This window comes from Polynucleobacter asymbioticus QLW-P1DMWA-1, from assembly GCF_000016345.1.
Taxonomy (GTDB): domain Bacteria; phylum Pseudomonadota; class Gammaproteobacteria; order Burkholderiales; family Burkholderiaceae; genus Polynucleobacter; species Polynucleobacter asymbioticus.
Genome location: NC_009379.1, coordinates 943,366 through 962,676 on the forward strand (window position 1 = coordinate 943,366; position 19,311 = coordinate 962,676).

The 19,311-nt window shown below is 43.6% G+C and carries 21 protein-coding genes and 3 tRNA genes; 16 read left to right on the forward strand and 8 right to left on the reverse strand.

Annotated features, from left to right (window positions below):
- Positions 1 to 4 precede the first annotated feature (4 nt).
- Positions 5 to 760: a spermine/spermidine synthase domain-containing protein gene (locus tag PNUC_RS04905; protein ID WP_011902782.1), complete on the forward strand. Its 756-nt coding sequence runs from the start codon at positions 5 to 7 to the stop codon at positions 758 to 760.
- 93 nt (positions 761 to 853) lie between these two features.
- Here the strand turns inward: PNUC_RS04905 and PNUC_RS04910 are convergent, their stop codons facing one another.
- The 3 genes from PNUC_RS04910 to PNUC_RS04920 form a co-directional block, all read right to left on the reverse strand.
- A complete protein-coding gene (locus PNUC_RS04910; RefSeq protein ID WP_011902783.1) occupies positions 854 to 3,439 on the reverse strand; it encodes a bifunctional aconitate hydratase 2/2-methylisocitrate dehydratase in 2,586 nt (861 codons plus the stop codon).
- A 159-nt stretch (positions 3,440 to 3,598) separates the two neighbouring features.
- Positions 3,599 to 3,787, reverse strand: a complete 189-nt coding sequence (locus PNUC_RS04915; protein WP_011902784.1) for a superinfection immunity protein — start codon at positions 3,785 to 3,787, stop codon at positions 3,599 to 3,601.
- 7 nt (positions 3,788 to 3,794) lie between these two features.
- Positions 3,795 to 4,241 carry a DUF2147 domain-containing protein gene (locus PNUC_RS04920; RefSeq protein ID WP_011902785.1) on the reverse strand — a complete coding sequence of 149 codons (447 nt, stop codon included), beginning with the start codon at positions 4,239 to 4,241 and terminating at the stop codon, positions 3,795 to 3,797.
- Positions 4,242 to 4,327: 86 nt separating this feature from the next.
- On the opposite strand from PNUC_RS04920, the gene PNUC_RS04925 reads away from it, so the two are divergent.
- Genes PNUC_RS04925 through ftsB form a run of 4 tightly spaced genes read left to right on the forward strand, consistent with a single transcriptional unit; the run spans position 4,328 to position 8,537 of the window.
- Positions 4,328 to 5,989: a CTP synthase gene (locus tag PNUC_RS04925; RefSeq protein WP_011902786.1), complete on the forward strand. Its 1,662-nt coding sequence runs from the start codon at positions 4,328 to 4,330 to the stop codon at positions 5,987 to 5,989.
- A gap of 10 nt (positions 5,990 to 5,999) precedes the next feature.
- Positions 6,000 to 6,863, forward strand: a complete 864-nt coding sequence (kdsA, locus tag PNUC_RS04930; RefSeq protein ID WP_011902787.1) for a 3-deoxy-8-phosphooctulonate synthase — start codon at positions 6,000 to 6,002, stop codon at positions 6,861 to 6,863.
- 50 nt (positions 6,864 to 6,913) lie between these two features.
- Positions 6,914 to 8,200: a phosphopyruvate hydratase gene (gene eno / locus PNUC_RS04935; protein ID WP_011902788.1), complete on the forward strand. Its 1,287-nt coding sequence runs from the start codon at positions 6,914 to 6,916 to the stop codon at positions 8,198 to 8,200.
- 19 nt (positions 8,201 to 8,219) lie between these two features.
- Positions 8,220 to 8,537 carry a cell division protein FtsB gene (ftsB, locus tag PNUC_RS04940; protein WP_011902789.1) on the forward strand — a complete coding sequence of 106 codons (318 nt, stop codon included), beginning with the start codon at positions 8,220 to 8,222 and terminating at the stop codon, positions 8,535 to 8,537.
- Between the two features lie 10 nt (positions 8,538 to 8,547).
- Here ftsB and hslO read toward each other — a convergent pair whose 3' ends face one another.
- Entirely contained in the window at positions 8,548 to 9,513 is a 966-nt protein-coding gene (hslO, locus tag PNUC_RS04945) for an Hsp33 family molecular chaperone HslO (protein WP_011902790.1), read from the reverse strand.
- A 55-nt stretch (positions 9,514 to 9,568) separates the two neighbouring features.
- Here hslO and gltX point away from each other — a divergent pair, with 55 nt between their 5' ends.
- From gltX to PNUC_RS04965, 4 genes are all read left to right on the forward strand, one after another.
- Complete coding sequence (gltX, locus tag PNUC_RS04950; protein ID WP_011902791.1) at positions 9,569 to 10,975, forward strand: glutamate--tRNA ligase; 1,407 nt, start codon at positions 9,569 to 9,571, stop codon at positions 10,973 to 10,975.
- Between the two features lie 78 nt (positions 10,976 to 11,053).
- Positions 11,054 to 11,129 (forward strand) — tRNA-Ala (locus PNUC_RS04955).
- Positions 11,130 to 11,163: 34 nt separating this feature from the next.
- Positions 11,164 to 11,239, forward strand: a tRNA-Glu gene (locus tag PNUC_RS04960).
- Between the two features lie 50 nt (positions 11,240 to 11,289).
- Positions 11,290 to 11,366: transfer RNA gene (locus PNUC_RS04965), tRNA-Asp, on the forward strand.
- Positions 11,367 to 11,401: 35 nt separating this feature from the next.
- On the opposite strand, the gene PNUC_RS04970 is transcribed toward PNUC_RS04965, so the two are convergent.
- Together PNUC_RS04970 and PNUC_RS04975 are read right to left on the reverse strand one after the other, a co-directional pair.
- Complete coding sequence (locus tag PNUC_RS04970) at positions 11,402 to 12,136, reverse strand: sterol desaturase family protein (RefSeq protein ID WP_011902792.1); 735 nt, start codon at positions 12,134 to 12,136, stop codon at positions 11,402 to 11,404.
- A gap of 50 nt (positions 12,137 to 12,186) precedes the next feature.
- Positions 12,187 to 13,062, reverse strand: a complete 876-nt coding sequence (locus PNUC_RS04975; protein WP_011902793.1) for an alpha/beta hydrolase — start codon at positions 13,060 to 13,062, stop codon at positions 12,187 to 12,189.
- Between the two features lie 36 nt (positions 13,063 to 13,098).
- Between PNUC_RS04975 and PNUC_RS04980 the strand changes: the two genes are divergently transcribed.
- From PNUC_RS04980 to PNUC_RS04990, 3 genes are read left to right on the forward strand one after another with little or no spacing between them, the layout of a single operon-like run.
- Entirely contained in the window at positions 13,099 to 13,548 is a 450-nt protein-coding gene (locus PNUC_RS04980; protein WP_048812092.1) for a DUF4118 domain-containing protein, read from the forward strand.
- Entirely contained in the window at positions 13,548 to 13,784 is a 237-nt protein-coding gene (locus tag PNUC_RS04985; RefSeq protein ID WP_011902795.1) for an acyl carrier protein, read from the forward strand. Before PNUC_RS04980 ends, PNUC_RS04985 begins: the two co-directional genes overlap by 1 nt.
- The gene (locus PNUC_RS04990) at positions 13,781 to 15,028 is read left to right on the forward strand and encodes a beta-ketoacyl-[acyl-carrier-protein] synthase family protein (RefSeq protein WP_011902796.1); all 1,248 of its coding nucleotides are present in this window, start codon (positions 13,781 to 13,783) and stop codon (positions 15,026 to 15,028) included. Before PNUC_RS04985 ends, PNUC_RS04990 begins: the two co-directional genes overlap by 4 nt.
- A 2-nt stretch (positions 15,029 to 15,030) precedes the next feature.
- On the opposite strand, the gene PNUC_RS04995 is transcribed toward PNUC_RS04990, so the two are convergent.
- Positions 15,031 to 15,390 carry a hypothetical protein gene (locus PNUC_RS04995; RefSeq protein WP_011902797.1) on the reverse strand — a complete coding sequence of 120 codons (360 nt, stop codon included), beginning with the start codon at positions 15,388 to 15,390 and terminating at the stop codon, positions 15,031 to 15,033.
- Between the two features lie 10 nt (positions 15,391 to 15,400).
- Positions 15,401 to 16,009 (reverse strand): hypothetical protein, encoded by a 609-nt coding sequence (locus PNUC_RS05000; RefSeq protein WP_011902798.1) that lies wholly within the window; start codon positions 16,007 to 16,009, stop codon positions 15,401 to 15,403.
- Positions 16,010 to 16,167: 158 nt separating this feature from the next.
- Here PNUC_RS05000 and glxR point away from each other — a divergent pair, with 158 nt between their 5' ends.
- The 4 genes from glxR (at position 16,168) to PNUC_RS05020 (ending at position 19,310) form a co-directional block, all read left to right on the forward strand.
- Positions 16,168 to 17,067, forward strand: a complete 900-nt coding sequence (glxR, locus tag PNUC_RS05005; RefSeq protein WP_011902799.1) for a 2-hydroxy-3-oxopropionate reductase — start codon at positions 16,168 to 16,170, stop codon at positions 17,065 to 17,067.
- A 9-nt stretch (positions 17,068 to 17,076) separates the two neighbouring features.
- On the forward strand, positions 17,077 to 17,667 hold the full coding sequence (locus PNUC_RS05010) for a YqiA/YcfP family alpha/beta fold hydrolase (protein WP_011902800.1): 591 nt from the start codon (positions 17,077 to 17,079) through the stop codon (positions 17,665 to 17,667).
- A gap of 87 nt (positions 17,668 to 17,754) precedes the next feature.
- Positions 17,755 to 18,324 (forward strand): HNH endonuclease, encoded by a 570-nt coding sequence (locus tag PNUC_RS05015; protein ID WP_011902801.1) that lies wholly within the window; start codon positions 17,755 to 17,757, stop codon positions 18,322 to 18,324.
- A gap of 206 nt (positions 18,325 to 18,530) precedes the next feature.
- A complete protein-coding gene (locus tag PNUC_RS05020; RefSeq protein ID WP_201721384.1) occupies positions 18,531 to 19,310 on the forward strand; it encodes a DUF3108 domain-containing protein in 780 nt (259 codons plus the stop codon).
- Position 19,311 lies beyond the last annotated feature (1 nt).

A 19,311-nucleotide genomic window follows, 5' to 3' on the forward strand; every position in this document is an offset into this window, starting at 1 on the left:
TGCCATGGAGCCAGTAACTTTTTCGGAAAGCGGGGGTGTTCGCTACCTGCATTTTGGTAGCGAACTCATTCAAGGCGCTATGCGCATACGTGACCCTGATGAAATCTATCTGGAATATAACCAGCAAATGATGGCTTGGCTTCTATTTCTAGAAACCAAGCCTGGCATGCGCATAGCTCAGCTCGGCTTAGGTACTGGAGCGCTAACTAAATTTCAGCATCGTTATTGCCCCGCAGTAAAAACTACAGTCGTTGAGCTAAATCCTTCTGTGATTGTTGCCGCACGATCAATGTTTTTTACGCCCGATGATGACCGACGGCTTGAGACTTTGCAAGCAGACGCTAAAGAATTTGTACAGTCAGCGAAATATAAAAACCAGTTTGATGCTGTACAGGTTGATCTGTATGATGCGATTTGCGATGGGCCTGTTGCTAGCTCTCTTGATTTTTATAAAGGCTGCTTTGATATCCTAAAAGGCCCAGGCGTTTTGACTGTCAACTTATTCTCACGTCATAAGAGCTTTAATATCAACCTCAACAATATATGCGAAGCTTTTGATAACCGCGTCTTATTGTTTCCTGAATCACATGACTGCAATGTAGTCGCGATTGCTTTTAAAGGCCCTAGATTAGAGGCTGAGTGGAAGGACGTTAGTAAACGCGCCAAACTGATCCTTGAAAAGACTGGTTTACCTACAAATAAATGGGTTTCCGGAATCAGCCGTGAAAATGCTAGGCAAGAAAACAAATTAGCCATATAAATTGCCTTTCGTGGCGTTGATATGCAAAGAAAAAGGCGATCTATTGATCGCCTTTTTTATTCCGACATATTTCTATGTCGGATGATCCAACAATTACACCGTTACGGTATCTGCCACATCGCTAAATGACTTGAGCTTATCAAAACTCATGTATTTATAAACATCACCAGCTTTAGATTCGAGCGACTTAACTTGCTCTAAATACTCCGCAGGAGTTGGTAAACGGCCTAAGAGGGCGGCAACAGAAGCTAATTCAGCGGAAGCCAAATATACGCGAGTATCAATACCCAAGCGGTTAGGGAAGTTCCGTGTAGAGGTTGATACAGCTGTCGAACCTTTGCGGATCTGCGCTTGGTTACCCATGCAAAGTGAGCAGCCAGGGCTCTCCATACGGGCACCAGCTGCACCCAACATGCCGTAGTAACCTTCTTCCATTAATACCATGGCATCCATCTTGGTTGGAGGCGCTACCCATAAACGGGTTGGCATATCTTTCTTACCCTGCAATACCTGACCTGCTGCACGGAAGTGGCCGATATTGGTCATACATGAGCCAATAAACACTTCATCAATCTTATCGCCGGCAACTTCAGATAAGATTTTGACATCGTCTGGATCATTAGGGCAGGCAAGAATTGGCTCTTTGATTTCATCAATATTGATTTCAATGATCTCTGCATAGTCGGCATTTTCATCAGCCTTGAGAAGTTGTGGATTAGCAATCCAGGCTTCCATAGCTTTAATGCGTCTGCCTAACGTGCGTTTATCATCGTAACCATTCGCAATCATCCATTTCATCAAAGTAATGTTTGATGTCATGTATTCAATAATCGGCTCTTTATTCAGGTGAACTGTACAGCCGCCAGCAGAACGCTCAGCTGAAGCATCAGATAATTCAAATGCTTGCTCAACCTTCAGATCGGGTAGACCTTCGATTTCTAAAATACGACCAGAGAAAATATTCTTCTTGCCTTGCTTCTCAACGGTCAATAAACCTTTTTTGATTGCATACAAAGGAATTGCATTGACTAGATCACGCAATGTGATACCAGGTTGCATCTTGCCTTTGAATCGGACCAATACAGACTCAGGCATATCTAATGGCATCACACCAGTTGCGGCCGCGAAAGCCACTAATCCGGAGCCTGCTGGAAAGGAAATGCCAATTGGGAAACGAGTATGGCTATCACCACCAGTTCCGCATGTATCTGGTAGGAGCAAGCGGTTCAACCAGCTATGAATTACGCCATCACCTGGACGCAAAGCGACACCACCGCGATTAGTCATGAATGGTGGCAACTCATGTTGAGTGCGAATATCTACAGGCTTAGGATAGGCTGACGTGTGGCAAAACGACTGCATCACTAGATCTGAAGAGAATCCTAAGCAAGCCAAATCTTTCAGTTCATCTCGAGTCATTGGGCCCGTGGTGTCTTGTGAGCCGACTGTAGTCATGTGCGGCTCACAGTAGGTACCAGGGCGAACACCTTGGCCTTCTGGTAAGCCACATGCGCGACCAACAATTTTTTGAGCCAAACTAAAGCCCTTTTTGTTATCTACTGGATTTACCGGTAAGCGGAACTCCGTGGATGCAGGCAAGCCAAGTGCTGCACGAGCTTTAGCAGTTAAACCGCGGCCAATAATCAAAGGAATACGACCACCGGCACGTACTTCATCCAAAATCACTGGGGATTTCAATGAAAAACTGGTAATTTCCTTGCCATCTTTAAATACTTTACCTTCGTATGGACGAAGCTCAATCTCATCACCCATATTCATTTGAGATACATCTAATTCAATAGGCAATGCTCCTGAATCTTCCATTGTGTTGAAGAAGATTGGGGCAATATTGGTACCCAAGCACACCCCACCAAAACGTTTGTTCGGCACGAATGGAATATCTTGACCTGTCCACCATAGGACTGAGTTAGTAGCGGATTTACGTGAGGAACCTGTACCTACGACATCTCCAACATAGGCAATTTGATTCCCTTTTTTCTGGAGGGCGGCAATTTGCTTCATCGGCCCGCGAACACCAGATTCATCAGGCTCAATACCAGGACGTGGGTTCTTCAGCATGATCGTTGCATGCAATGGAATATCGGGGCGACTCCAAGCATCTGGTGCAGGCGAGAGATCGTCGGTATTGGTTTCGCCAGTTACTTTGAAAACAGTAAGCTTCATGCTTTCTGGTACTGCAGGACGGCTTGTAAACCACTCTGCATTTGCCCAGCTTTGCATTACTGCTTTAGCATTCGCATTGCCTTTTTCAGCGAGCTCCTGAACGTCATTAAAGTAATCAAACATCAAGAGTGTTTTCTTCAGTGCTTCAGCAGCTGCCGCTCCACATTCTGCGTCAGCAAGCAGTTCTACTAATGGCTTGATGTTGTAGCCACCGAGCATCGTGCCCAATAATTCAGTAGCGCGTATGCGAGAAATTAAAGGAGATTTTTCTGTGCCTTTAGCAATTGCATCTAAGAATTCTGCTTTTACTTTGGCGGCTTCATCAACACCGGCGGGTACACGGTTCGTGATGAGCTCTACTAGTTCTGCCTCTTTGCCAGCAGGCGGATTTATGAGTAACTTCACCAATTCTGCGGTTTGATCCTTGGTTAAAGGGAGGGCTGGAATGCCTAGGGCGGCGCGTTCAGCAACAAGAGCGTTGTAAGCTTCTAACATCATGTTTCCTATGGGTAAAAGTTATCAATAGAAAGGCCAAAAAGGGATTTTCCCCCTATTTTGCAAATTATAGTGAGTAATTTAAGTCTTATATAAGAGTTTAAACCCTAAGAATTCGCTAATTGCAGCTAATTTCACCAAAAGAGAGGACGGAGTGCCTTAAACAACCTGTTCTTCTTTAAGTGCCCAGACTAGGGCAACAACCCACCCAATTAAGGACCAACCCAAAAACAGGTTTAAGGCAAAAATAGCCCCAGTATTAGCCCTTTTCTTGTGAAAAGCGATCGCAAAAGGGAGGAAATAGAAGAGTGAAAGCAGGGTTATCAAAACTGAAAATAAGAGGCGCATCTAATAATTACCTTTCTCGGTTCCAAATTTGGGTGCGACCTAGCAAAGGGATGCCTACATACCCCCTAACATCCAGTTTATTGCCGCCATCGGTAGGTCTCATTTCAACCTTATAAATTTCGCCCTCATCAGGGTCCAAAATATAGCCGCCGACATATAGATCGCCCGTTTTCTTGAGTCCAGAAAGAATTTCCATTCCAACTAAGGGCTTACCTTTGCGAAGATCTTGGCATTTATCGCAGTTTACCGGGGCTTTTGGGTCTAATAATTTTGTGATAACACCAAAAAATAGGCCATTCTTTTCTGAAATACGGACTATTGCGGCAGGCTGATTGGTTCCGTCATCAAAAGTTGTCCAGTTCCCAGTAATGGTGTCCAGGTTTTGGGCGTAGGCATAGCTAAAGCCTAAGAGTGAAAAGGCGGCAAAAAATAGAGGAACGAGCGTTTTTTTCATTGCTTTTATAGATACTACCTTTTTTGGTTTTTCTGAATCCAGGAAGCTCTATCGTTATAATTACTTTTTCCAACAGAGCTTAAGCGATGACCAAATACGTTTTTGTCACTGGTGGTGTGGTTTCTTCTTTAGGGAAAGGAATCGCAGCTGCCTCGCTTGCCGCGATTCTCGAATCCCGCGGCCTGAAAGTCACCCTCCTAAAATTAGACCCTTATATTAACGTTGACCCGGGCACCATGAGCCCACTTCAGCATGGCGAAGTTTTCGTAACTGAAGACGGAGCAGAGACTGATTTAGATTTGGGTCACTATGAGCGCTTTGTTTCAGCAAAGATGCGCAAAAGCAATAACTTCACTACTGGACAAATTTATGAATCAGTCATCAGCAAAGAGCGTCGTGGTGAATACTTAGGCAAAACAGTTCAAGTAATTCCACATATCACCAACGAGATCCAAGCTTTCGTTGAGCGTGGAGCAAAGGCTAGTCATGATGGCAAAGCAGATGTTGCTATTTGTGAGATCGGTGGAACTGTCGGAGATATAGAATCCCTCCCATTTTTAGAGGCTGCAAGGCAGATGAGTTTGCGTCTACCTTTGCACAGTTGCGCCTTTGTGCATCTGACGTTGGTACCCTTTATCAGCAGTGCTGGCGAATTAAAAACCAAACCTACGCAACATTCGGTTCAGAAATTACGTGAAATTGGCATCATGCCAACAGTATTGTTATGCCGCGCTGATCGCCCAATCCCAAATGATGAACGCGCTAAGATCTCGCTCTTTTCCAATGTTCGCGAAGAGGCGGTTATTTCAGTTTGGGACGTTGACACAATTTATAAGATTCCTGAAATGCTCCAAGCACAAGGCATGGATGATTTAATTTGTCGTGAGTTAGAACTCAATGCAAAACCGGCAGATCTGTCTGTATGGGCGAATCTGGTCTATGAGTTGGCCAATCCAAAACATGAAGTGACCATTGGAATGGTTGGTAAATACGTAGAGTTGACTGAATCCTATAAATCGCTGATCGAAGCATTACGCCATGCTGGCATTCATACTCATACACGAGTCAATATCACTTACATAGACTCTGAAGATATCGAAAAAGAGGGTATTGATTGCCTTAAAGATTTGGATGCTATTTTGGTACCAGGTGGATTTGGTAAGAGGGGGACTGAGGGCAAGATTGCAGCAATTCGTTATGCCCGTGAAAACCAAGTTCCTTATTTAGGTATCTGCCTTGGAATGCAATTGGCTGTAATTGAGTTTGCCCGACATGTGGCGAATATTGTGCAAGCAAATAGTACGGAGTTCGATGCGGATACAGAAAGTCCTGTAGTTGCCTTAATTACTGAGTGGCTCGATAGAGAAGGGCGCGTAGAAAAACGCACAAATGCCTCTGATCTTGGTGGCACCATGCGCCTAGGATCCCAGCGTTGTCCGGTTAAGCCGGGCACTTTGGCACATCGCATCTATGGTGCAGAAGTCAATGAACGTCACCGTCATCGCTATGAAGTAAATAATACTTATGTGCCAAAGCTAGAGCAGTCTGGTTTGGTAATTTCAGCGCGCACTCCAAACGAAATGCTGCCTGAAATGATGGAGTTGCCTGACTCAATGCACCCTTGGTTCTTTGGAGTTCAATTCCACCCAGAATTTACCTCCACTCCACGTGATGGGCATCCTTTATTCTCGGCATTTATTAAAGCTGCCCTGATTCACCAGGATGCCACTTTGAAGCAAGTTTCGTAAGGGGGATGTTATGAGTACATTCAAACTCTGTGGGTTCGATGTTGGCCTAGATCACCGTTTCTTTTTAATCGCTGGCCCCTGCGTCATTGAATCAGAACAATCTGCCATTGATATTGCAGGCGAGTTAAAAGAAATTACCTCAGCATTAAAAATCCCCTTTATTTATAAATCCTCATTCGATAAAGCCAATCGATCTTCAGGCACCTCATTTCGCGGCCTGGGGATGGAAAAAGGTTTGGAAATACTGGCGAAGGTAAAGAAAGAAGTGGGCGTACCAGTATTAACTGATGTGCATGACATTGGCGAGATTGCTGCAGTAGCAAAAGTAGTTGATGTCTTACAAACCCCCGCTTTTTTATGCCGTCAAACAGACTTTATTCGTGCCTGTGCCCAGAGCGGTAAGCCCGTGAACTTTAAAAAAGGTCAATTTCTTTCCCCTCATGAAATGCTTAATGTGATTGAGAAGGCTCGTGGAGCCGCTGCAGAAATGGGTTTGTCTGATCAATTCATGGTTTGTGAGCGCGGTGCTTCATTCGGCTATAACAATCTTGTTTCTGATATGCGTAGCTTAGCCATTTTGCGCGAATCAAAGGCCCCGGTAGTCTTTGATGCAACGCATTCAGTGCAATTACCTGGCGGCCAAGGAAATTCCAGCGGTGGTCAACGTGAATTCGTGCCGGTACTCGCTCGTGCAGCAGTCGCAGTCGGCATTAGCGGTTTATTTATGGAGACACATCCTGATCCGGCAAAAGCTTTATCTGATGGACCCAATGCTGTGCCATTAAATCGCATGAAAGAATTATTACAGTCTTTGGTGGATATTGATTCAGTCGTAAAAGCGAACAACTCTTTTTTAGAAGACAGCTTTAAGTAATTGCAGTGCATTAAATAACCCAATTTCATATTGTTTTAAGGAGAAGGTGCATGAGCGCCATTGTTGACATCATCGGTAGAGAAGTGTTGGATTCACGTGGAAACCCAACTGTAGAGTGCGATGTATTGCTCGAGTCAGGTGTAATGGGTCGCGCCGCAGTACCTTCAGGAGCCTCTACAGGTTCGCGAGAGGCGATAGAACTCCGTGATGGTGACAAGTCTCGCTATCTTGGAAAAGGCGTGCTTAAGGCTGTTCAAAACATCAATGTCGAGATCGCAGAAACTATTTTGGGCTTGGATGCTAGCGAACAAGCTTTTTTAGATCACACCTTAATTGAATTAGATGGCACCCATAACAAAGCACGCTTAGGCGCTAATGCAACCCTGGCTGTTTCCATGGCCGTTGCGCGCGCTGCCGCTGAAGAAGCAGGTTTACCTTTGTACCGTTATTTTGGTGGATCTGGTGGTATGCAGCTTCCGGTCCCCATGATGAATATCGTTAATGGTGGTGCACATGCAAACAATAGTTTAGATATCCAAGAGTTTATGGTGATGCCAGTTGGCGCAGAAAACTTTCGTGATGCCTTGCGTTGTGGCGCTGAAATTTTCCATGAGCTAAAAAAGATTCTTGCTGCTCAAGGAATGCCTACAACAGTTGGTGATGAGGGTGGTTTTGCACCAAACTTCAAAAGTAATCATGAATGCTTGCAAATCATTATGAAGGCGATTGAAGGTGCTGGGTATCAGGCTGGTGAAGATGTCTTATTAGCCTTAGATTGCGCAGCTAGCGAGTTCTACAAGGATGGCAAATACCATCTATCAGGTGAGGGCCTGCAACTAACCTCAAGTGAATTCTCTGACTATCTTGGTAATTTAGCTGACCAGTTTCCGATTGTTTCTATCGAGGACGGCATGCATGAAAGCGATTGGGATGGCTGGGCTGATATTACTCAAAAATTGGGAAAAAAGATTCAGTTAGTAGGTGATGATCTTTTTGTTACTAATACGCGAATTCTTAAAGAGGGCATTGATAAGGGAATTGCTAATTCAATCTTGATCAAAATTAATCAAATTGGAACTTTGACTGAGACATTTGCTGCGATTGAAATGGCAAAACGTGCGAACTACACGGCAGTGATTTCACATCGCTCTGGAGAAACGGAAGATAGCACTATCGCTGATATCGCGGTTGGTACAAATGCAGGACAGATTAAGACGGGTTCCTTATCTCGTTCCGATCGCATTGCTAAATACAACCAACTCTTACGTATTGAGGAAGACTTAGGGGATGTGGCAACTTATCCTGGAAAGTCTGTTTTCTATAACCTCAAGCGTTAAGACTGTAGCTATCTAGATTATGCGCATTGTTATTTACTCTATGCTGGTATTGCTTATTGCAATCCAGTACCCGCTTTGGTTGGGTAAGGGAGGGTGGCTCAAGGTCTATGAGATGGAAAAGCAAGTGGAATTGCAGGAGGCTAAAAATAGCCTCCTAGCACTTCGCAATGCAAAACTTGAAGGTGATGTTAAAGATTTAAAAGACGGCACACGCGCCATCGAGGAACGTGCTCGCGTAGAGCATGGACTCATTAAAGAGGGCGAATTCTTTGTGCAAATCTTACCCGCAGATCAATCTTCTGCAGATACTGCCAAGGCATCTACCGTAAAGCAATAAAGATACACCGTTAATGTCCGCTAGAAGGTGGTCTAGTAGCATCAGTCAATGAATCAGTTTTAAATACCTGCAAACAGTCGACCGCATCAAAGCGATAAGGCTTCGCGCAAAAATCGCAGATAGTTTCAACTACGCCTTGTTCTGCAAGAATACTTTGAATCTCTTCTTCACCCAACATTCTCAATACGTCAGCTACTTTTGTTCGAGAGCAGCGACATGAGAAACGAATTGGTCGAGTTGGAAAGCTTCGGACTCCATTCTCAGCAGACTCTTCTAGAAAAAGTCGCCTCAAAATAGTTTCTGGAGGTAGCGTGAGTAATTCTTCATCGGTAATGGTTTCACCTAAGGTCTGAATTCTTGACCAACCTTCAGCGGCTTCCTGGGGATCGAGATGGGCATGTCCACCAGAATCTGGCAGTCGTTGAAGCAGCAGGCCTCCGACTTGGTTTTCATTTGAAGCAAGCCAAATTCGAGTGTCGAGTTGTTCAGAATTTTGCATATAAAGCGCAATAGCTTCAGCTGCACTAGTAACGGGCTTAATAACGGCCCCCTGCTGTTCTTGCAGAGCAACAATGCCCTGGTAAGGAGGTTGGCCAGGCTCTCTATCAGCGGGGTCAAGCGTGATTACCAGGCGCCCAGAGTGTTCAGCATCCAATAACTCGCCAAGAGTGGCATCTATTTTAATTTCCGAAGGATCGACAGAGAGCTTTACAGTGGCGCGCATCGACAGATCTGATTTGCATTCAACTACTAGCAGCTGAATAGGGCCATTACTTTGTGCTTGAATAATCAAGGTGCCATCGAACTTTAAACTAGCGCTAAGGAGGGTGGCTGCACCGACAAAGTCACCCAGAATCTTTCGAATGGCGGGGGGGTCATTACGACGCTCTAAAACGGCTTGCCAAGCACTGCCGATGGATACGATTTCCCCGCGAACTGGGGCTCCGTCACACATAAATACCAATAATTCATTCATAAGGCAAAGTATCCCCTTTTTTTGATTTTTCTGTTACGCAGGCTGACCTGAGATAATGGCAATTATGCATATTCGTACACGTTTCGCCCCCAGTCCCACGGGCTTTATACATTTGGGAAATTTACGCAGCGCCTTATATCCCTGGGCTTTTGCACGCCACAATAAAGGCGACTTTATTTTGCGTATTGAAGATACCGATTTAGAACGTTCTAGCCAAGAAGCTGTCGATGTCATTATTGAAGGCATGGCATGGCTCGGGATGGATATCGATGAAGGCCCGATTTATCAAATGCAGCGCATTGATCGCTACCGAGCTGTCATTAAGGAAATGGTGGAAGCCGGCCTTGCATACCCTTGCTACATGAGTGAGGATGAGCTCAATAAGCTCCGTGATCAGCAAATGGCAAATAAAGAAAAACCTCGATATAACGGTTTGTGGAGGCCTGAGCCTGGCAAAGATTTGCCGCCAATCCCAGAGGGAGTTTTACCCGTTATTCGCTTCAAAAATCCCATTGGTGGTTCGGTCATTTGGAATGATGCTGTCAAGGGTCAAATAGAAATTAGCAATGATGAGCTTGATGATCTAGTTATTGCGCGACCTGATGGCACTCCTACATACAACTTTTGTGTAGTTGTGGATGATCTTGATATGAAGATTACACACGTTATCCGGGGTGATGATCATGTAAATAACACCCCCCGTCAAATTAATATCATGAAGGCTTTAGGAGGTTCTCCGCCTGTTTACGCCCATTTACCGACTGTTCTGAATGATCTTGGCGAAAAAATGAGCAAGCGTAATGGTGCGATGAGCGTTCGAGACTATCAAAAGGCTGGCTATTTACCAGATGCTATTTTGAATTATCTTGCTCGCTTGGGTTGGTCACATGGCGATGCAGAGGTATTTACTAAAGAGCAGTTTGTTGATTGGTTTGAGTTGGATAGTTTAGGGCGCTCACCAGCGCAACATAATCCAGAAAAATTACTTTGGCTTAATCACCAGTATATTCAAAATGCAGATGCCGCTAAATTGGCAGAAGCATGCAAACCTTTTGCACATCAGTTAGGCATTGATACGGAAAATGGTCCCAATTTTATTCAGGTAGTCGGCTTGCTAAAAGATCGGGCTAATACTCTGATTGAAATTGCGGAAGGTGCCAAGTTATTTTATGCAACAGCGCCGAATCTTACCAAGGATCAAATTACAGAAAATATCTCTGAAGCAATAGTTCCCGCACTAAAAGATTTGATAGAAGCACTCAAGAATGCGGATGGGACTAAAGAATCCTATAGCGCTGCATTCAAGCAGGTTCTAGCCCAGCACCAGATCAAAATGCCTGCCTTAGCAATGCCAGTTCGCTATGCCTTATTTGCCACAACACAGACTCCAGCTATCGATGCTGTCTTAGTTGTTTTAGGCAAAGAAGAGGCTATAAATAGGCTTTCCAAGGTCGTTGTATAAGCAATTTGCGCACTTGCACAAAAATAGGATAAAATCTTGGATTGTTTTGAGTGTCTTGTAGTTTTATTGCGAGATTTCGGGGGTATAGCTCAGCTGGGAGAGCGCTTGCATGGCATGCAAGAGGTCAGCGGTTCGATCCCGCTTATCTCCACCAAGCATTTAAAATAATAGTAGTTGTAGTAGTCCAGGTCCCCATCGTCTAGAGGCCTAGGACATCACCCTTTCACGGTGAGTACGGGGGTTCGAATCCCCCTGGGGACGCCAGTTTTTCTGGTTGTAGTAAAAAGTTTTTTAAGTATTACTCGAGTTAATTTGGAGCGGTAGTTCAGTTGGTTAGAATATCGGCCTGTCACGCCGAGGGTCGCGGGTTCGAGTCCCGTCCGCTCCGCCAAAAATATGACACTAAGCCCCTTCATCGGGGCTTTTTTATTGAACTTGTTTACAAGCGAGCATATCTACAACTCGCTCCTCTTCATCAATTTCAAAACCACACTCTACGACCCTAGACGAATTTTCATAAGTTCCGAAGAGGATATCCCAAAGAGGAAGGCCGTAATTGTTGCTATGACGATTGCGTTCATGATGAATACGATGCATCTCTGGGCGAACAATGAAATATCCAAGCCAATGTGGCGTTCGAATATTGGTGTGCTCCCAGTACTCAAAAACTGCTACCCATAAAGTGGCCCATGCTGCTGATTCAATATTAAAACCCAATAAACCATAGCTCACTAGGTTGATGATGGTCAAATTAGCCGCAAAATCAGAAGGGTGGGCATAAAAAGCGGTGGCCGCCTGCAATCGATATGTGCTGTGATGGATTTGGTGAAAGACTTTCCATGCCGTATTGCTATGGTGGCGGTAGCGATGCCACCAGTAGACAAAAAATGAGATAAAAAAATAGGCCACAAATCCATTGAGCCAGCTTGGCATTTCTGAAAAAAAATGTGCGACTACACTATGAGCGTTTAATTTTTCAGTAAAGGGTTCGCTTGCTAGGCCTATTAAAGTTGTAGCTAATAGACCAAGAGCGGCATAAATAAATAATCTCTTATGCCAACCCTTATCTGAGCCGTAGGGATACAGCGGATATTTTCTTTCCCAGTAGCTAAGACCAATCAATATGATGGGTGAAGCCAAATAGGGTAGAAGTACGTTCACTATATTGAACTTTTTAGTTGGTTAATGTTGATGGCAAACAAGCGAAACAATTATTTGCTTTCCTTGCCTCTTTTGATATTGCGCAAAAAACGTTGCAATTCAGGGGACAAAATTTTATCCTCATAGGGCTCTGGCTTAAATTTTCCATAAATAGAATCTAGGAAACTACGAACTTCAGCAGCAACTGTTTCGCGTTCATTATCGACGGTAATCATATGGTAGCTATCACCGAGATAAATTTGTCGTACCATGGTAGCGCTAGTGCGCTCTGCCACTAATTGCGCATTAAGTACGTTTGCAATTTCGTCATCTACTGCGTGAATAGTCAAAATGGCTGAACTTACTGTCGCTAAATTTTTTATTACATATTTACATAGCTTATTACCTTCATGCATATGTCTCAAAGACATATATAAGCCGCCAACATCCGACACATCTTGACTTGTAAGAACCCTCTTAATATATGCACGAATTTGGGGGTTTTTAATGCCAAAAGGGTCCTTTTCCATATATTTGTAGCGATCCCCAAGCCCCAAAACCATTCCTGCTGGGATCAGGGCACGATACCATGGCACTGCCCAGCCGTTATATTTGAGGGTGGTGGATAGGGCAAGGACGCCTAAGATGTCGTTTAGTTCGGATGCGACAGCTAAGGCCAAGGTTGAACCTAATGAGATGCCACCCAAGGTAATGGGCTTGGATTCGTTTGCCTGTAAACCCTGAACATGTGAAACAGCTTCGCTAAGCCAACTTTTCCAGCTGGTGGCGTTTCCACCGAAAGAATACCCCTGAATGCTGGGAGTATTCACTCTATATCCGGCAGCAATTAGTTGTGAGCCAAGGAAATTAAACTCTAGCGGGGATGAGGAAAGCCCATGAAATAGTACAATTAAAGGGCTAGAATCATCATTCGTTGCAAGGTTCATTAATATATTTTAGACCCATAAGAGACAAAACCGGGCATGATTATTCGTAATTCAAAAAATTGGTCACCTTTTAGTGCGTTAGACGTTTTTCTCTGGTCAACGGCATTATTTCTGATCATTACGTCGGCCATGATTTCTTTTGGGCCTGCCTTTTATAGTGCTCATACTTATAAATTTTATTTTCTAGCTGCCACCTTCCTAGCTTATTTTTTTGGTTATGTTCCAGCTACCATCTTCATCTTAGGCAGCAGTATCTTTGCTAACTATTATTTCGTACCCCCCTTTGGCGAATTCATATTCACGACGCACGACTTAGAGCGCTACCTCATCAACTTATTTTTTGGTAGTGTGGCGATTGTTTTAATTGAAATTTTGCAACGTGAACGATTTAAATCTAAACTACTACTCCTGGTATCTGAGTCTAGATATTTGATTTTGCTGCACCGAGATAATCGCCTGCTGAACGAACTGAAGAAAAATAAATAATGTCCAACACGCTTAACACCTTGATCGAATTAGTTTCAGTAAAATTCGACAAAAAAATCGACGAATTGGGACCTGATACAACTCTTGAAAGTTTGGGCGTAGATTCTTTAGGCAAGATTGAACTCATTTTTGATCTTGAGGATCATTTCAAAGTCCGCATCCCAAATGAAGATGCCAAGGTAGACACTTTGGCAGAAGTTGCTGCATTACTTGATACTGCGAAGCCTATCAATTGAGCTCAGCAGGAAAAAGAGTTGTAGTCACAGGCCTGGGTGCAGTATCTGGACTTGGTGTTGGTGCGGTAACTCAATTTCAAAAAGCCATTGAATGTGTTTCTGGCATATCTGTATTTAATACTCCAACAGCAATACCTGTAGATTTACAGTGCGCCGCTCTAATTAAGCAAGATCTGGACTATGGCCTAGATTCCTCTTCATTGGGCATGTTTGATAAGACTGCCCACTTATCCTGGTTTGTCGCGCATGAGGCATTAAAGCAATCTGGCATTGAAAATCTCAGCGAGTCAGAATTGGATGCAAGCGGTATTTTCTGGGGTACTGGCTTTGGGGGGTCTAATACTTTAGATAGTGCCTATCAAGATATTTATCTCAACAACAAAGGGCGTGCGCGGCCTTTTACGATTATTGGGGTCATGGCTAATGGATCGGCTGCGTTGCTAGCCCTACAAACCGGCTTTACAGGTCCATCACTGACTTATTCAACTGCATGCGCTTCATCTAGCCATGCTATTGGTGAAGCCTTTAGAAGTATTAAGTATGGATTTTGTGAGCGAGCAATTGCTGGTGGCGCAGAAAGTCTTTTTAACGCCGGACCCATTAAAGCTTGGGAAGCGTTAAGAACACTTGCAACACCGGATATGGAAGATCTTTCCTCGTCGTGCAAACCGTTTTCAAAGAATAGAAGTGGATTTATATTGGGTGAGGGTGCAGCGGCCCTTGTCTTAGAATCCCTAGAAAGCGCTCAAAAGCGAGGTGCAAAAATATTGGGGGAGATAGTCGGGTATGGCACGAGCACAGATGCTCGACACATCACCAAGCCCGATTCTGTTGGCCAAGCAAAAGCAATTAAGGCGGCGCTTCTTGAAGCCCGAGTTAATTCTGATCAAATTGCCTATATCAATGCCCATGGTACTGCCACACAGGTTGGTGACATTGCTGAAACAAATTCGATTAAATCTGCCTTTGGGCTAAATGCAGCAAAGGGGGTAGCGATTAGTTCTACCAAGGCAATTCATGGGCATACACTTGGAGCTGCTGGCGCGCTCGAGCTAGTCATTACTTTGCAAGCATTAGAAAATAATATCGCCCCGGGTACAGCCTTTTTACAAATTGCAGACCCAGACTGTGATCTGAATTATCTACCCTTGAAATCTATTGAGAAGCCCATGTCATTTGCAATGAGTAATTCATTTGCTTTTGGAGGTTCTAACGCATCTATTGTGGTTGCTAAGCTAGATTAAAGTTAAAGAACTTTTTTAATATTTTTTGTTAATTCGTAGTGCCATAAAACGCCTAAAGTCATCCCAGTCAAAAGAACTTCAGTATCGCTAATGAAGCCATGAAAGTTATCAGCTACATAATCCTCGGAAACTAGATTAATAATGATTTCCGAAATAATTAATGTGATGGTAAATAGCAGTCGATACTTCTTTAGCGTTGAATTGAATTGGCCCGCCAACTCTCGATGATGTTTTATTAAAAACACTACACTCACAGAATTAGCTAGCCAAAATACTACTACTGGCCAAGTCAGGTGGAACGGCGCCGATAAATAATACAGCGCCGAAACCACCAGCTGTAGGGCCAATAAAAAAACAATCATTGTCTAAGTATTACTTCTTTGGGGTTGTAATCGATGCAGCCATTGCATCGTAGTAAATCACTTTTACCTGTTCGCCAACATTAACATCAGCCAATAGGGCAGGGTTCTTTACAGTGACAGTAGTAATTTTTCCACTTGGGCCCTTTACAGATACCAATTTCTTTTCACGATTGACTTCAACGATATCAGCGATGATGGTTGTCTTATTTGCAATTTTTTCAGATGGCTTTTCATTGGCTTTTGAATTGGTAATGGTATTTGTTTCGACCTTGCTGCGAATGCCATTGCTTTTAGTTTTAATCAATTCAATAGCCACGGCCAATTGATAAGTAACGCTTAAGTGATCGCCTTTTTTGATTTGATCGAAATTGGTAATATCGGATCCCGCAACAAATTTAGACTCACCCTCTTTATTTTTAAAGGTAATTGTCCTTTTCTTTTTATCAACCTTGACTACATCACCCTCGTAAAGCAGGTAGCTATTATCGACAGCAGTGGCATCAATAACGGCTGGCTTGTTATCTGAAGATGAGGCTGTAGCAGATTGAGCCATAGCTGCTGAAGAGCCGGCTAAAACCGCAGTAATTGCCAGTGCGATTTGTGCAAATTTGATATTCATTTTTTCCCTTTAGTAAAAAAGCTTCTAATCACAATATTAGCCTATTTTTTAAGGGTATTTCCCTCAAATACCACTAAATATCATGTTTAAAGTCCATTTACTTCTTTGTTAAGATCTTAGCTTGATGGCAAACACTTATTAAAACGAGGGTAGACAGAATGAGCGGACAACTAAAACTAGGTTTTATTGGATTAGGCATCATGGGTGCCCCAATGGCTGGACACTTAGTAAATGCAGGGTACGAAGTTTTTATTAATACCCGTAGCAAAGTATCACCAGACCTTGCCAACTCAAAAGCCATTCAATGTAAAACACCATCAGAAGTTGCAGAAAAAGCAGACCTTATTTTTTTGATGCTGCCTGATACCCCGGATGTAGAAAAAGTATTATTTGGTGAGCATGGTCTTGCTAGCGGCCTGAGCAAGGGGAAGGTTGTAGTGGATATGAGTTCAATCTCACCTATAGCGACTAAAGAATTTGCCAAAAAAATGAATGCTTTGGGCTGCGACTATTTAGATGCTCCAGTTTCAGGCGGAGAAGTAGGTGCTAAAAATGCAACCCTTTCCATCATGGTTGGTGGTGAGGAGGGAGTATTTAATAAAGTAAAACCTATTTTTGACCTGATGGGAAAAAATATTAATTTAGTGGGTTCCAATGGAGATGGTCAAACTGCAAAGGTTGCCAATCAAATTATTGTGGCTCTTAATATCGAGGCTGTAGCAGAAGCTTTGCTTTTTGCTTCCAAAGCTGGCGCCGATCCCGCTAAGGTACGTCAAGCCCTCATGGGTGGATTTGCTGGTTCCAAAATATTGGAAGTTCATGGCGAGCGGATGGTAAAGCGAACTTTTGATCCTGGTTTTCGAATTGAATTACACCAAAAGGATTTGAATCTAGCCCTTAATAGCGCCCGTGCCTTAGGTGTTTCATTGCCTAATACTGCTAATGCCCAGGAACTTTTTAATGCTTGTTCGGCGCATGGCGGTAAAGCATGGGACCACTCGGCAATGGTCAAAGCACTTGAAAAACTTGCCAATTTTGAAATTGGGCAAAAGGCCTAAAGGAAATATATGGCATCAACATTGGTGGTCTATTTGCACGGCTTTCGTTCATCGCCTCGCTCTAGTAAAGCCATGATGACGGGTGAAGCAATAAAGGCAATATCTTCCGCAGATAATTCCATTGAATGGTATTGCCCTCAATTGCTTGCATCTCCAAAGGAGAGCATGGAAATGGTGACCGCACATATTGATTCTTCTAAAGCAGACCGATTGATTGTTATTGGGTCTTCTTTAGGTGGTTTTTATGCTAACTATCTTGCCGAGAAATATGCATGTAAAGCAGTCACATTAAATCCTGCTGTTTATGCGGCAAGGGAGCTGGAACCCCACGTTGGCATGATGACCTCTTACGATAGCGAAGAGCCATTCGACTTTCGCCCCGAATATATTGCTCAACTGAAGGGCTTACAGGTAAATCACATTACCAAACCTGAGCGCTATTTTTTGATTGCAGCAAAGGGTGATGAGCTGCTGGATTGGCGCGAAATGGTCGAATTTTATCAAGGCGCAAGGCAGCTAGTGCTCGAAGGCAGCGATCATGGAATAGCGGATTATGCCAATCATCTTCCTCAAGTTATAGAGTTCATTTCCCAGCAATAAAGCCCTTGGATTGATGGCCGGGAACTTCTTCTGTAGTATGACTCAGGAAGTTCTGAGTATTTCAAATACATCCAGAAAGGAGAGTTTGTGCTGAGCATCCTAAAATTAGACGCAGGCGGAATTCCTCAAGGCTGGGTAAATGCCGAGGAAGCTACCAAGATATACGCTGATCAAAACATTTTATGGACTCTAGGCGATCCTATTAAAACAATGCGTGGTGGGATATCTCGTAGTAGCGGTCTTCAATCGGCAATCGAGCTCCATTCCATCATTGCCATCAAAGGCACAGCAAAGATTAATCTTTTTGATGTAGTGCCTGTGATTACCAAACATAAACTTTTCAAACGAGATCGTGGACTGTGTGCATATTGCGGGGATGTCATCCAAGAGAGTCATGCAGAGGCCGAGCACATCATTCCAAATAGTCGTGGTGGAAAATACACTTGGATGAATTTGGTTGTTTCTTGCAGACCATGCAATCAACGTAAAGGTAATCGCACGCCCGAACAAGCCGGAATGGCCCTGTTGTATGCACCTTATATGCCCAGCCTTTATGAAGACATGATTCTCAAGGGCCGCAATATCCTAGCGGATCAAATGGATTTTTTAGCAGCTAATCTCCCTAAGAATAGCCGCTTACTTGAGAGCATTCGCTGAGAACTACATCGGTGTTTGTAACTGCTTTACATAAATTTCGCACGGGATCATTGCGAATTATTGTTCTCGCACTATTTCTCTCAATACTAGGACACCTCATACTATTTTTTGGCATCCCGTTTATTTCATTTAGTAATTCACCCGAGCTTCCGGACGACTTAATTATTAAAACCGAATTGCGGATTGAGCCTCCTAAAAAAATACAAATGTCTAAAGCACCCAAGAAGCGTATTCCCACAACCAACCAACAGGCATTAACAACTACACCCAATTCAAGCGTGGGTGAGCAGGGTGTAGATGGAAGTCAACGGGGTACCCCCTTTAAATTACCCGAATCAGGGATTATTTATTACGACTCTTACGTTGATGGGCAAAAATATCAAACCGGTGAAATCGATTGGATTACAGAAGGTAATAATTACCGACTTTATGTGAACATTCCCTACGCCTTTGTAGGTCCTTTTATATTTGAGTCACGTGGCTCAGTAGATGCATATGGAATTAGTCCAGCCATTTATTGGTCTCAACGAGGGGATCGCCCTCCACGTTATTCAAGATTTGATCGCGATGAAAAGGGAGGAGGGCAGATGTATTTTTCAGAAAAGCCAGACTTTTCACCCCCTATTATTCCTGGCACCCAAGATCGATTTAGTCTTATGTTTCAATTGGCTGCCTTATTAAACGGTGATAGCAAAATTGATGAGGCAGGTAGTCTGCGGGCTATTCCAGTTGTGGATTACAACACTCTGGAGATATGGCAGTTCAAAAGCTATGGTGAGACTACCTCGGAAGATATTCCAAGCTTAGGAAAGGCTGTGAATCGTCACTATGCACTCATGCAGCGTGAAAGTGACCCATATAAACGCCAGGTTGATATCTGGCTTGCTAAGGACCTGGAGTGGCTTCCAGGCAGAATTCGATCTGTGGAGTCCAATGGTCGGGTTCTAGAGCTGGTTTTTAAGCAAAAAAATCCAGTGCAAAAATAAT

What these genes read in the sequence shown, in the direction of transcription:
- PNUC_RS04905 (WP_011902782.1), top strand. Translation starts at nt 5, where the DNA reads ATGGAGCCAGTAACTTTTTCGGAAAGCGGGGGTGTTCGCTACCTGCAT.
- PNUC_RS04910 (WP_011902783.1), bottom strand. Translation starts at nt 3,439, where the DNA reads ATGTTAGAAGCTTACAACGCTCTTGTTGCTGAACGCGCCGCCCTAGGC.
- PNUC_RS04915 (WP_011902784.1), bottom strand. Translation starts at nt 3,787, where the DNA reads ATGCGCCTCTTATTTTCAGTTTTGATAACCCTGCTTTCACTCTTCTAT.
- PNUC_RS04920 (WP_011902785.1), bottom strand. Translation starts at nt 4,241, where the DNA reads ATGAAAAAAACGCTCGTTCCTCTATTTTTTGCCGCCTTTTCACTCTTA.
- PNUC_RS04925 (WP_011902786.1), top strand. Translation starts at nt 4,328, where the DNA reads ATGACCAAATACGTTTTTGTCACTGGTGGTGTGGTTTCTTCTTTAGGG.
- kdsA (WP_011902787.1), top strand. Translation starts at nt 6,000, where the DNA reads ATGAGTACATTCAAACTCTGTGGGTTCGATGTTGGCCTAGATCACCGT.
- eno (WP_011902788.1), top strand. Translation starts at nt 6,914, where the DNA reads ATGAGCGCCATTGTTGACATCATCGGTAGAGAAGTGTTGGATTCACGT.
- ftsB (WP_011902789.1), top strand. Translation starts at nt 8,220, where the DNA reads ATGCGCATTGTTATTTACTCTATGCTGGTATTGCTTATTGCAATCCAG.
- hslO (WP_011902790.1), bottom strand. Translation starts at nt 9,513, where the DNA reads ATGAATGAATTATTGGTATTTATGTGTGACGGAGCCCCAGTTCGCGGG.
- gltX (WP_011902791.1), top strand. Translation starts at nt 9,569, where the DNA reads ATGGCAATTATGCATATTCGTACACGTTTCGCCCCCAGTCCCACGGGC.
- PNUC_RS04975 (WP_011902793.1), bottom strand. Translation starts at nt 13,062, where the DNA reads ATGAACCTTGCAACGAATGATGATTCTAGCCCTTTAATTGTACTATTT.
- PNUC_RS04980 (WP_048812092.1), top strand. Translation starts at nt 13,099, where the DNA reads ATGATTATTCGTAATTCAAAAAATTGGTCACCTTTTAGTGCGTTAGAC.
- PNUC_RS04985 (WP_011902795.1), top strand. Translation starts at nt 13,548, where the DNA reads ATGTCCAACACGCTTAACACCTTGATCGAATTAGTTTCAGTAAAATTC.
- PNUC_RS04995 (WP_011902797.1), bottom strand. Translation starts at nt 15,390, where the DNA reads ATGATTGTTTTTTTATTGGCCCTACAGCTGGTGGTTTCGGCGCTGTAT.
- PNUC_RS05000 (WP_011902798.1), bottom strand. Translation starts at nt 16,009, where the DNA reads ATGAATATCAAATTTGCACAAATCGCACTGGCAATTACTGCGGTTTTA.
- glxR (WP_011902799.1), top strand. Translation starts at nt 16,168, where the DNA reads ATGAGCGGACAACTAAAACTAGGTTTTATTGGATTAGGCATCATGGGT.
- PNUC_RS05010 (WP_011902800.1), top strand. Translation starts at nt 17,077, where the DNA reads ATGGCATCAACATTGGTGGTCTATTTGCACGGCTTTCGTTCATCGCCT.
- PNUC_RS05020 (WP_201721384.1), top strand. Translation starts at nt 18,531, where the DNA reads ATGTCTAAAGCACCCAAGAAGCGTATTCCCACAACCAACCAACAGGCA.